Below are 13,112 nucleotides of genomic sequence, written 5' to 3'. Positions count from 1 at the left end.
TAGAGGAATAATCATGAAACATATTTTAGTTCGTTACGGAGAGTTAACTTTAAAGGGTTCCAACCGAAACTTTTTTATAAATAAGTTACTACAAAATATTAAGTTCAAATTGAAACCATTTCGTGAAGAAGTGGTTTTTATCAAAAGTCATAACAGTTTAAAAATAGATGTACTTTCAGATAATTTACTAGATGAAGTTTTAGCGAATCTTCAAGACACTTTTGGAATATACTCACTATCTGTAGTTGATGAAGTTGAAAATGATATTGACAAAATTTCTCAAGTAGCTTTAAATATTGCCAAGGAATCACCCAGAGGTAGTTTTAAATTAGAGGTTGAAAGAAAAGATAAAACTTTTATGCTGACATCTCAAGAAATTAAACAAGTGGTTGCTAAAAATATCCTTTTTAATACTGATAATTTGACAGTTGATGTTCATAATCCAAATACTAAAATTGAAATAATTGTTAAAAGAGAAAAAACCTATATTTTCACCTCAAGAATTACCGCTTTAAAAGGATTGCCAGTTGGGGTTAGTGGTAAGGGACTTTGTTTGCTATCTGGGGGAATTGACTCACCAGTAGCTTCTTTTTTAGCTATGAAGCGCGGAATGCAAGTTGATTTTCTTCACTTCATGACCCCACCACATACAACTCCTGAGGCTTTAGAAAAAGTTTTTAGTCTAACTAAAAAAATTGCTCGTTTTAATCAGAATTCATTCTCACTTTATATTTGTGATTTTGGATTGTTACTTCAAGAACTAATGCATATCAAAGATGAATCATATCGTATCACTTTAATGCGTCGTATGTTTATTAGAATCGCCAACCAATTGAGCAAAACAATTAATGCCAAAGCATTAATCACAGGAGAAGCTTTAGGACAGGTTGCTAGTCAAACAATTGAGAGTATTGGTGTTATTGACAGTGTCTCAGATTTACCAATTATAAGACCAGTTGTAACCTATGATAAGGAAGAAATAATCAAAATATCGAAAGCGATTGATACCTACGAAACTTCAATATTACCATTTGATGATGTTTGTAGTATGTATGTTCCTAAAAATCCAGTTACAAAACCACGAAAGTATCGTGCAGAGCAACAAGAAGAGCAAATCTTGTGAGAAGAAATATTAGACCATACAATAAAAAACTCAATTAAACATTACATAGTAAAGGAGGGGAATATAATTGAAGGCACAGGAGAAAAAAACCAAAAAGGCACCGAAGTCAATTCAAAAGGGTAAATATGGTATTTTCCAAGGTTCGCTTGTAAAAAATATTGACCAACAAAAAACAAATGATACAGTAGTAACAGAAGATTTTAATGATGATGATTTAACAATTACTAAAATAAGCAAAAATAATCAAAATAATAATGACTACATCGAATTGAGCAGCGGAGAAATTAACCGTCGTAAGGTTAAAATTAAAGGGCCAATGATTTTTAGAATAACTATTTATTTAATAATCGCCTTAATTGTTGTGACTCTGCTTTTATTTGTAATCTTAAACTAGAAAGCAAGGTGATTTTTGTGTACACCCCCTTACTTAATGTGAGAAGCTGTTTTAATTTTCAAGATTCTTTAATAACATTACAAGACTATTTTCAATTTGCAAGTGATAATAAATTTAAATTTGTGATTTACAATGATATTGAAACGCTATATGGACTAGCGGATTTTTTTAAGTTGTCTCAAAAACACAAATTAAAACCAATTGCAGGTTTAACTGTTAAATTCAAACTTTTTGAAACAGCATTTTCAATTAACCTATATGCTAAAAATCGTAATGGGTATAAATTTATTTCCCAAATGAGTTCAATGATTATGTGTCAGGAATTTAATGATGATGCACAAAAATTTGATTTCCTTCTCAAGGGATTAACTGAGAATATAATATTGGTTGTAAATTTTAAGGAGAAGTTCGACACCCAGATTTATGAAAATATCAGCAAGTCTTTGGATAAAAAAGATGTTTTTATTGGAGTTAGTGAAAATTTAAAAAGTATTGATATGGAATATGAAAATCAGTTAATTTTTTGTCAAGAAATTAAATATCTACAAAAAAACGATTTTCAAGCTTTTAAAATTTTAAAAGCCATAAAAGATAATATACTAATCTCACAACAATCTAGAATAGATAATAATAAATATTACTACAGCGATAAGGAGATTGAAAAATTTATTAATATTAAGGTTCACAAAAAAAACATGGAGTACATTAGCAAAAACTGTAATTTCGATTTATTTACTGAATCAAGAAGTCATTTAATTAAATATCCCAATCCTAAAAATATCCCTTCAGATAATTATTTACGATTGATTTGTGAGCAAAGTTTAAGGGGTTACTTTATGAACTTTAAAAAGCAATCTGGAATACCTAAAACATATTCTGATCGAATGGAAAGTGAGCTAAGTACAATATTTTCAATGGGTTTTTCAGACTATTTCTTGGTGGTTTACGACTTTGTGAGAAAAGCTAAAGATCTAGGAATCTTAGTTGGTCCTGGTCGAGGAAGTGCTGTAGGTTCGCTAGTATCTTTCTTATTACAAATTACTACAATTGATCCGATTGAAAATGGATTAATCTTTGAAAGATTTTTAAATCCCGAAAGAATATCGTTACCAGATATTGATATTGACTTTCAAGACGATAGACGTGATGAGGTAATTGAATATATCTTTGAAAAGTATGGTCGCTTCAATGTAGCCTCAATTACAACCTACCAAACTATTGGTACAAAAAATGCTCTTAGAGATTGTGCAAGAGTTTTTGGTATTTCTGCTGAAACCATTAACGACATTACCAAACCAATTGGCAATGAGTATTTAAGAGATTTAGATGGAGCAATTGAAAATTTCTCAAAATTAAAAATATTCTTAAAAGAGAATGAAGGAATTTACCCAGTTGCTAAAAAATTAATAGGACTACCAAGACAAACTGGAACCCATGCAGCTGGTATAGTTTTTTGTGATGTTGACTTGCGAGAAATCGTCCCATTAAAAGTTGGGTTCAACGGAATGAATCAAACCCAGTTCTCAATGAATCACCTAGAAGACTTGGGACTGATAAAAATAGACTTACTGGGATTAAGAAACTTAACAACTCTTAATAATATTTTAAAATCAGTAAATCAAAACCGTAAATTAAATATTAGTCTTTCTAAAATCCCGCTAAATGATTTGGAGACATTTCAAAGTTTGAGAGCTGGAAAAACAACGGGTATATTTCAATTAGAGTCTCCAGGAATGACTGATACAATTTTTAAAATGCAAGTTGGATCAATTGCAGACATAGCGGCTGCCTCAGCGCTATTTCGTCCAGGACCTCAAGAAAATATCCCCGAGTATATAAAAAATAAGAATTCTCAAAAAGGTTATGAAATTTTAGAAAAGTCTTTAGTTGATATTTTAGAACCAACTTTTGGAATAATTGTTTATCAAGAACAAGTTATTCAAATTTTACAAAGAGTTGGGGGATTTAGTTTAGCTAAGGCTGATATTGTCCGAAGAGCGATGGGTAAAAAAGACCTGCAATTAATGACTAAGGAATACGAAGATTTTATTAAAGGTGCTCTCGAAGGAGGTTATTCACAACAAAAAGCCGAAGAAATCTGAGCATGAATTTTAAAATTTGCAAATTATGGATTTAACAAATCTCATGCAATTGCTTACTCATACATTGGTTATTGATTAGCTTATTTAAAACAAAATTTTACAGCAGAATTTTATTGTGAGTTGTTAAACTCTAGCATCGGTAATGAGGCTAAAACCAGTAAATATTTAGATGAGGTAAGGTCGTTTGATATAAAATTAATCCCACCAAACGTCCAAAACGTTAAATTGGGCTATTATGGAAACGAAAGAGGGATTTTTTTACCACTAATTCTTATTAAACAAGTTGGAATCGAGTTTGTAAAAAACTTAGCAGATTTAAAGCAATTAGACAAAACAGCTTTTAACGACTTATTTAATTTTTGTTCAAAGACTTTTAAAAAAGGTTTGAACAATACGACTTTTTTAAACTTGGCAAAAGCCGGGGCATTGGATAAGTTTGGTTTCTCTCGAGAAACACTAATTTCTAACCAAGAGAAAATTTTGTTATTTGCCGACTTAAATCAAAACATAGAAAAAATAAACCCCTTTACCTTTCCAGAACTAGAAGTCAAAAACGATTCATTAATTAATACATCGTTTTACGAATTAGATTCCTTAGGTTTCTATTTATCAGCACACCCAATGCAAGTCATTCGCAGTAAAATGGCTAATTCAGAACGTCTAAGCTTGATTAATAGCCTAAATAAAGGGGATATGAAAAGTCCGGTTCTGTTTATTATCAATAGTTATAAAATTCACTTTGATAAGAATAATAAAGAAATGGTCTTTTTGGATATTTCAGATGAAACTAGTCATTTAGATGTAACTATGTTTGCCTCAACTTTTGAAAAATACAAAAATCAAATTACCGAAGGAACTATTATGGTTGGAGAAATTAGAACTCAGATTTATAACAACAAGGTTACAGGAATTCTTAACGAAATCTTTAAAATCTTTTCAACAACTTAAAAAGGGCGATAAAATCGCTTTTTTTTGTTAAACTAAAAAGGAATGGATGATAATTATGAAAACTAAAAAAATACTACTAGTTGATGGTAACTCTCTAATTTTTCGTGCTTACTTTGCTTCAGCATATACTGGAAACATCTTAAGAACTAAAACGGGAATTCCCACAAATGCAGTTTACTCTTTTGTTAATATGCTTTCAAGTTTGCTGAATGACAACAACTACTTTGATGTTATTGTAGCCTTTGATAAAGGTAAGAAAACTTTTCGACATGATAAAATGCCAGATTATAAAGCTGGTCGTAGCAAAACACCAGATGAATTGGTTTCCCAGTTTCCAATTGTAAGAGAATTTTTAAAAGAGGCTAATATCTCTTATTTTGAAATTGAAAATATTGAAGCAGATGATATTATCGGAAGTATTGCTTTAAAACTTTTTGAAGAGGATTCAAAATTCGAAATTGAAATACTAACAAGTGACAAGGATATGTTCCAATTGATCAATGAAAGAACTAAAATATTAGTTCCAAAAACAGGAGTTAGTGACTTATTAGTTTTCGGAGAAGAAGAACTTTTAGAGAAATGATTTGTTAAACCCAGTCAGGTCCCTGATTTAAAAGGAATTATGGGTGATCCAAGTGACAACATTAAAGGGGTTGCTGGAATTGGAGAAAAAGGGGCAATTAACTTATTGCAAAAATACCACTCCCTTGAAGGAGTTTATGAAAATATAGATCGAATCACAGGAGCTACTCAAAAAAAACTTATCGATTCAAAAGAGATGGCGCTGTTATCAAAAGAAATTGCCACAATTAAAAAAGATGTTGAAATTGAAAGCTTTGTTTGCCAACAAGTGGCTTTGAATATCGAATCAATAATCAACTTCTTGAACAAATATGAAATGTTTTCCTTGGTAAAAAGACTTTCAAACAGAGTTAATAATATTAATCAAGTAGAAAAAATCAAGTATCAAGTACTAGATAAATGAGACCCTCAACTTGAAGGAAAAGAAAATGCCATTATTGTTGAACTCTTGGATACCAATTACCATAAATCAGATATAATTGGGATTTCAATTAGCAATGAAAAAGGTAATTTCATTTTGAATTTATCAAGTGCAAATGAAGTTGATTTATTTAATTGAGATCAACCAACTTTAGATGAACACTTTAATCAGTTTTTATTAAATGTAAATAGAAAAAAATACTTTTATGATTTCAAAGCTGCAGTGACAGCCTTAAAAAGATGTAACTACCAAGTCAGTCTGGATGCGATTGAATATGATTTAATGCTAATTGGTTATATCAAAGATAGCTCTACAAAATCAACTTTTTCAAACCACCTAAGAAGTATTGTTGGGGAATTTGAAATTGAAGAACCAGAGGAAGTTTTTGGTAGGGGAGCTAAGAAAACAGCTTTTGTCGAAGAAGACAAAAAGTTTGAATACTTGGCTCGTAAAGCAGAGTTCTTATTTAAATCAAAAACAATTGCATTTGAGTTTCTTGAATCTCAAAACTTAATGAAATTATATGAACAAATTGACTTAAAATTTGGTAAAGTTTTATATGCTATGGAGCAATCAGGAGTTTATATTAATCGTCAGGAATTAGAACTTCAAACCCAAAATATTAAGAACAAGATAGAATTGGTAGAAAATGAAATCCTAAATGAAGTGAGCGAATTTGTTGAAAGTGATTTTAATATAAGTTCAACTAAGCAGCTAAAAGAATTGCTGTACAATAGCCTAAAATTACCAGATAACAGCAAAGGGAGCACGGATCGCGAAACCTTAGAAAGAATCATTAATTTACACCCTGTTGTGGGGATGATAATATCACATCGAAAATTTTCAAAACTTTATTCAACTTATTTGAAAGGTTTTGAAAAATATATTTTCCCAGACAATAAAGTTCACACAATATACAACCAAACTTTAACAACAACAGGAAGACTAAGTTCAATTGAACCCAATTTACAAAATATCTCTATTAGGGATGAAGACCAAAAAGAGGTTAGAAAAATTTTTACTTGTGAACCTGAATGAGAATACCAGAGTTTTGACTATTCTCAAATTGAATTACGAGTTTTAGCGCAAATAGCCCCAGAAAAAAATATGATTGATATTTTTGCTCAAAAAAGGGATATCCATACTGAAGCGGCTCGACTAATCTACAATATTCCCAAAGATCAAGAAGTAAATAGCGAAATGCGAAGAACTGCTAAAATCTTCAATTTTGGGATTATTTACGGATTAAGTGATTTTGGTCTTTCAAACGACCTGAACATCCCAATAAACCAAGCAAAAAGGTTCATTGAGGCTTATTTTCAGTCATTCCCTGATATATTGGTTTATAAGGAAAAATTGATTCAACAAGCCAAAGAATGTGGCTATGTAGAAACTATCGCCAAGCGCCGCCGCTATATCTACGAATTATTGAGCTCTAATTACCAAGTGCGTCAATTTGGTGAGCGCGCTGCTTTAAATGCACCAATTCAAGGGAGTGCAGCAGACATCTTAAAATTAGCGATGATAAATATTGATGAACAAATCAAAAAGCATAATCTAAAATCTACAATGGTTGCCCAAATCCACGATGAAATTATTTTCTATGTACTAAAAGAAGAGTCCAAATTTGTCAAAGAAATTATTATCAAGGAAATGGGCTTAGCTCTAGAAAAACTCTTTGAAATTATGAATTTACAAGATAAAGTCGCAGTTGAATTAGAAATCAGCTCAAGTCAGGGTAAAAACTGATTTGAGTTAAAATAAAGGAGAAACATGCCAGAATTACCAGAAGTCGAAACCGTGGTTAGGACATTAAGAAAATTAGTGGTAGGTAAAAAAATTACTTCCGCTAAAATAGTGTATCCTAATTTATTGAAACAACCCAAAAATATTACAGAATTTGAAAATCAGATTACAGGAAGAGTGATTGACTCGATTGAAAGAATTGCTAAACACATTGTTTTTCATTTGGATGATAAAGTGCTTATTTCTCACTTGAGAATGGAAGGTAAGTGATTTTATGAACCCAGAGATTCACAAACTAATATCAAACACCAAGAAGCTATCTTTATTATCGATGATGAAATGCAACTAGCCTATTATGATACAAGAAAATTCGGGACTTTGCACTGACAAGATGAAAAAGACTTTCGAGAGCAAAAACCAATACTAACCGTTGGTCCTGAACCATTTAGCGAAATTGTTAGTGCTAACTATTTAGCTCAAAAAATAAATAAATCTCGTAAACATATAAAAACGATTCTCCTAGATCAAACTATTACCTCAGGAATTGGTAATATTTATGCTGACGAAATTTTGTTTGAAGCTAAAATCAACCCCTTAAAATGTGGGAACGAACTGGATAAAGATGATTTTGAACAAATTATCAAAGCATCACGCTTTATTCTAAATAAGGCAGTTGAGCTTGGAGGTACAACTATTGACACTTATCAATCGGCTCACGGAATTGATGGTAAATTTCAAAATTATCTAAAAGCTCATACCCGAGTTGGTAAACCGTGCAAAGATTGCCAAACAACTATTATTAAAATCAAGGTTAACGGGAGAGGAACTTATTACTGTCCTGCTTGTCAAATTTTGTAGATAAATCAATGTTAAAATGTGGAAAACCTCAAAAACCGACTTATTCTATTGGCTTTTGCAGGTTTTTTATTTACAAATTATTCTAATATAACTATTTTATGCCGATTACAGGTTTGTTATCTTAAAATATTTAAAAGGTTGGTATCAAAAATTCATGGAAAACTTTAGTTATAAAATTAATCTTAAAAATAATGCTAGCAATTATGATTTAAGAACTTTGCAATATCTTTACTTGCCGATAATTGGGAGTGGGGCTTTTGCTCTTTTTAATTGTCTGGTTAATGAGTCAGGACTGCAAAAAGAGTTTAAAAAGAAGGAATTTGATACATCAAGATTGGCTAAAATTAGTTGTTCAACTGAGGCTAATTTGAAGAAGGATATTGAAAAATTATCAGCGATGGGACTCTTAAAAATAATGACCAAAAAGGACAAAACAAAAAAATTGTTCAATGTTTATGCTCCTTTAGAACCGGGTGAGTTTTTAAAGGATGAGATTTTTTCTAAGGCATTATTGAAAAAAATTGGAAAAGAAGAATTTGAAGTTGTTACATATATTTTCCGAGATGATTCAATTGCAGTTGAAGAATATTTTGAGGAAAAATCCACTTTCTCAAATGTATTCCAAGAAGATGTTATTAGTTTGTTAGAGCTTACCCCAAGTGTGATGAAGCTGAAAAAAATTCGTATCAATGAGTTAAAAAATAAAATTTCAATGGCCGAAATTAACGCAGCTTTAAAAACTAAAAATATCACCTTGAATTTGAATACAGTTGCCTATAAAGACACTTTGAATAAAATCACCAGTCTTTATCAACTAAATTCTAGTCAAGTATTAGAGGCTATCTTAAGTTGTTATGATTATGAAAATGAGATTTTAGAACCTGAAACATTGTTTGATTTTATTACGATTAAAAATGTAAAATTATCAGATAATAGTCCAGAAAATGTTGCAATTAAAAAATGTCGCGAAATGGAAGAATTAGATCCTATTAGTTATTTAGAGTTATTAAAAGATGGTAAAGTTTTGACGAATTCTTCAAAAAACATTATTAAGACTCTTCAAAATGATTTTAGTTTTTCAAACGGAATTATTAACTGCTTGTTGGAGTTCTCATACTATAAAAACTCACATGAAATTGTTGGTAACTATTTATTAAAAATTGCTGAGTCTGTTAAGGAATTGAAAATCGATAAAACTCTGGATTTGATGAACTACTTAAAACAAGCTCACAAAGAATCAATTAAGAATAATCAAGCCAAGAAAACTACAACCAGAAAAGCGGATAACAGATTCAAGGAAATTGTTGCATCTATTGATTGAGATTCAAATAATGAAACTCAACCTTACCAATCTAAACTTATTTGATAGGAGTTGAAAAAATGAAAATAGCGGATTTGATTAGTAGTATTAATCAATTTGAATCTTTAAAGAAATTTATGAATGATAATAATATCTCCAAATCAGATACCCAAGCTAACCAAAATTTTCTTGAGAATTTTATTCAAAACTATCATGAGTGCAAAGAGGGAAAACTAGAAGATTGTTTACAAACTCCAAAAGGTTATCAACCTTTTTTAGAGTGAAATCACAAAATGTTTTATGCGGGCAGCAAACACTGTGCTCATTGGATTAAATCAAATAAGAACTATGAAATTAAGAAAAACTTCATTTACAGTGATTATGATGTTGATGACAATCCTGAAACATTAATGAGTTATCATAGCAAAATCAAAAAGGGAGAAGTTGTTGATAATTCTCGAATTAAGTATTTAGAAATTGTTTCAGATATTATCAAAAATGACTATAAAAAAGGGGTTTATTTATCAGGTCTTCCAGGAGTGGGAAAAACATTTTTATTACAGTTAACTGCCAACCAGTTTGCTTTAAAACAAAAAGTGGCTTTTATCACAGTTTCCAACTTGATCAAAACTATTAAAGATGGATTTTCAAATAATGAAACCCAAAAGGAAAATCTTTTAAGAACCTTGATGAATGTGGATTGTTTATTTATTGATGACATTGGAGGAGAAGTTGTTACTGCTTATTCTCGAGATGAAATCTTATTCACCTTGCTGAATTATCGTATGGAAAATAAAAAAACTACTTTTTTCTCAGCTAATTTTAGTTTGAATAAATTAGATGTTATTTATGGAGTTGCAGAAATCAATTGCAGTGATCGTGAAATCATCAAAACTAAAACCGATCGTTTTGTGGAACGTGTTAAAGGGCTTGTTACCCAAGACCATATGATAATGGGTGAAAATAAGCGTCATAGTTAACGGAAAAATTTCTATCAAAAAAACCAAAAGTGATAAAAAAAACAAAAAATTATTGGTTCATAATTTACTTAATATTTCCAAATAAGTATAAAATAACTATTGTAGAACAAAAGGGAGATTAGAATGAAAAAAATCGCTATAAACGGATTCGGAAGAATCGGAAGACTTGCTTTCAGAAAATTATGAGAGTCAAAAAATGTTGAAATCGTTGCAATTAACGACTTAACAGATCCAAAAACTTTAGCATACTTATTAGAACATGACTCAGCTCATGGATATTTCCAAAAAGGTAAAGTTTCTTTTACAAAAGATTCAATTACTGTTGATGGAAAAAGTATCAAAGTTTTAGCTGAAAGGGATGCAGCAGCATTACCTTGAGGTAAAATGGGAATTGACTTAGTTGTTGAAGCAACTGGTTTCTATACAGATAAAGAAAAAGCATCAGCACATATTAAAGCTGGAGCCAAAAAAGTTATGATTTCAGCACCAGCAACTGGTGATTTAAAAACAGTTGTGTTTGGTGTAAACCATACTGATTTAACAAAAGATGATGTTATTGCATCAGCAGGATCATGTACAACTAACTGTTTAGCACCCGTACTACAAATTCTTGATAAAGAATTCGGAGTTGTTAAAGGTTTAATGACTACAGTTCATGCCGTAACTAATGACCAAAAATTATTAGACTTACCTCACAGCGACTTACGTCGTGGGCGTGCAGCATCATGAAATATTATTCCAACAAGCACAGGAGCTGCTGCAGCTATTGGTAAAGTATTACCAACATTGAATGGTAAATTAGATGGATTAGCATTACGTGTACCAGTTATTACAGGTTCAATCGTAGACTTATCAATCGAATTAACTAAATCACCTAAAGTAGAAGAAATCAATGCTGCTATTAAAAAAGCAATTGATGCTGATAAAAAAGGATTAGGAATGGCTCTAGAATACAGAGACGATTCAATCGTTTCATCAGACATTATTGGTTCAAACTTTGGATCAGTATTTGACGCAACTATGACTAGATTAATTGATGTAGATGGTAAAAAAATGTACAAAATCTTTTCATGATATGACAACGAAGCATCATTTACTTCACAATTTGTAAGAGTAATTGAACACGTTGTTTCATTATAATCAAATCTAAATCAAATGATTTATTTACAAAACACCCTCTAGGGTGTTTTTTTTATGTAAAAAATTCCAAGTAAATTTTTTTCCATAGATATTTTATTATTTTGAATTAAATGACTAATTTTCAATTAAAATATAATTGTTAAGCAAAAGGAGAAAAGAAATGAATAAAAAAACTCTAAACGAAGTAAACGTTGCAGGAAAAAAAGTTCTTGTACGTGTTGACTTCAATGTACCATTGAAAGACGGAGTAATTACAGATGATAATCGTATTCAAGCTGCGCTTCCAACTATTAAACATTTAGTTAAAAACAAGGCGAAAATTGTTCTATTATCACACTTAAGCCGTATTAAAGCTGAAGATGATAAAAGCAAAAAATCATTAGCACCAATTGCAATAGCTTTAGAAAAAGCTATTGGCCAAAAAGTTGTTTTTGTACCAACTACTCGTGGAGCAGAACTTGAAAAAGCAATCAGTGATTTAAAAGAAGGGGAAATCCTTTTAATGGAAAACACTCGTTTTGAAGATGTTAAAAACAACGAAGTTGTTAAAGCAGAAAGCAAAAATGCTGCCGAATTAGGTAAATATTGAGCTGGATTGGGAGATATTTTTGTAAATGATGCATTTGGAACAGCTCATAGAGCTCATGCTTCAAACGTGGGAATTTCAAGTAATATTAAAGAATCTTGTGTTGGTTTTTTAGTTCAAAAAGAATTAGAAATGTTGGCACAAGGTGTTGATAAACCTGAACATCCATTTGTAGCCATCATTGGAGGAGCTAAGGTTTCTGATAAAATCGGAGTTATTGACAATCTTCTAACTAAAGCTGACAAGATCATTATTGGGGGAGGAATGGCTTATACATTCTTTGCTGCTCAAGGGCATAAAATCGGAAAATCTCTTTTAGAAGCTGATAAAATCGACTTAGCAAAAGAATATTTGAAAAAATCAAACGGGAAAATTATTTTACCAATTGATTCAGCAAACGCTACTGAATTCAAAGATGTTAAACCAACTTTCTCAGGGGTTGATTTACCCGATGATGTAATGGGATTAGATATTGGACCAAAATCAATTGAACTATTCCAAAAAGAATTAGCAGGAGCTAAAACAGTTGCTTGAAACGGACCAATGGGAGTTTTTGAAATGGAAAACTTCAAAAAAGGAACTGTAGCAGTTTGTGAAGCGATTGCCAACCTTAAAGGAGCTTTCACTTTAATTGGTGGAGGAGACTCAGCAGCAGCAGCCATCCAACTTGGATTTAAAGAAAAATTTACTCACATCTCAACTGGTGGGGGAGCTTCTCTTGAATACATGGAAGGTAAAGTTTTACCTGGTGTTGAAGCTATTCAAAACAAATAGTTAAATAAAGCCTTATTGAAAACCAATGAGGTTTTTTTATGCCTAAAAACTTTTACCTTACTAAAGTAAGATTATAATTTTATAAATTAATTATTTTATGCTTTTTTCTTTGATTTTATAATATTTTGGAATAATATAATTGTGTATCAATAAGTAAT

At 30.8% G+C, this 13,112-nt stretch carries 9 protein-coding genes; all 9 read left to right on the top strand.

The window, feature by feature from the left end:
* The first annotated feature begins 13 nt into the window (after positions 1 to 13).
* Complete coding sequence (gene thiI, locus AACK87_RS03410; RefSeq protein WP_338971599.1) at positions 14 to 1,246, top strand: tRNA uracil 4-sulfurtransferase ThiI; 1,233 nt, start codon at positions 14 to 16, stop codon at positions 1,244 to 1,246.
* Positions 1,191 to 1,517 (top strand): hypothetical protein, encoded by a 327-nt coding sequence (locus AACK87_RS03405; protein ID WP_338971596.1) that lies wholly within the window; start codon positions 1,191 to 1,193, stop codon positions 1,515 to 1,517. The genes thiI and AACK87_RS03405 overlap by 56 nt, the downstream gene beginning before the upstream one ends.
* Before the next feature lie 38 nt (positions 1,518 to 1,555).
* Positions 1,556 to 4,567: a DNA polymerase III subunit alpha gene (gene dnaE / locus AACK87_RS03400; protein WP_338971593.1), complete on the top strand. Its 3,012-nt coding sequence runs from the start codon at positions 1,556 to 1,558 to the stop codon at positions 4,565 to 4,567.
* 55 nt (positions 4,568 to 4,622) lie between these two features.
* Complete coding sequence (gene polA, locus AACK87_RS03395; protein WP_338971590.1) at positions 4,623 to 7,334, top strand: DNA polymerase I; 2,712 nt, start codon at positions 4,623 to 4,625, stop codon at positions 7,332 to 7,334.
* Between the two features lie 9 nt (positions 7,335 to 7,343).
* Positions 7,344 to 8,174: a DNA-formamidopyrimidine glycosylase gene (gene mutM / locus AACK87_RS03390; protein WP_338971584.1), complete on the top strand. Its 831-nt coding sequence runs from the start codon at positions 7,344 to 7,346 to the stop codon at positions 8,172 to 8,174.
* Between the two features lie 154 nt (positions 8,175 to 8,328).
* Positions 8,329 to 9,543, top strand: a complete 1,215-nt coding sequence (locus AACK87_RS03385) for a DnaD domain protein (RefSeq protein ID WP_338971581.1) — start codon at positions 8,329 to 8,331, stop codon at positions 9,541 to 9,543.
* A gap of 11 nt (positions 9,544 to 9,554) precedes the next feature.
* The gene (locus tag AACK87_RS03380; protein WP_338971578.1) at positions 9,555 to 10,454 is read left to right on the top strand and encodes an ATP-binding protein; all 900 of its coding nucleotides are present in this window, start codon (positions 9,555 to 9,557) and stop codon (positions 10,452 to 10,454) included.
* A 123-nt stretch (positions 10,455 to 10,577) separates the two neighbouring features.
* Entirely contained in the window at positions 10,578 to 11,594 is a 1,017-nt protein-coding gene (gap, locus tag AACK87_RS03375) for a type I glyceraldehyde-3-phosphate dehydrogenase (protein ID WP_338971575.1), read from the top strand.
* Positions 11,595 to 11,754: 160 nt separating this feature from the next.
* Positions 11,755 to 12,954, top strand: a complete 1,200-nt coding sequence (locus tag AACK87_RS03370; RefSeq protein WP_338971572.1) for a phosphoglycerate kinase — start codon at positions 11,755 to 11,757, stop codon at positions 12,952 to 12,954.
* The last annotated feature ends 158 nt before the right edge of the window (positions 12,955 to 13,112 follow it).

Source organism: Spiroplasma endosymbiont of Panorpa germanica (assembly GCF_964019765.1).
Lineage (GTDB): Bacteria > Bacillota_I > Bacilli_A > Mycoplasmatales > Mycoplasmataceae > Spiroplasma_B.
Note: the sequence above shows the minus strand (reverse complement) of the source record. Positions and strands in the feature narration are given on the sequence as shown.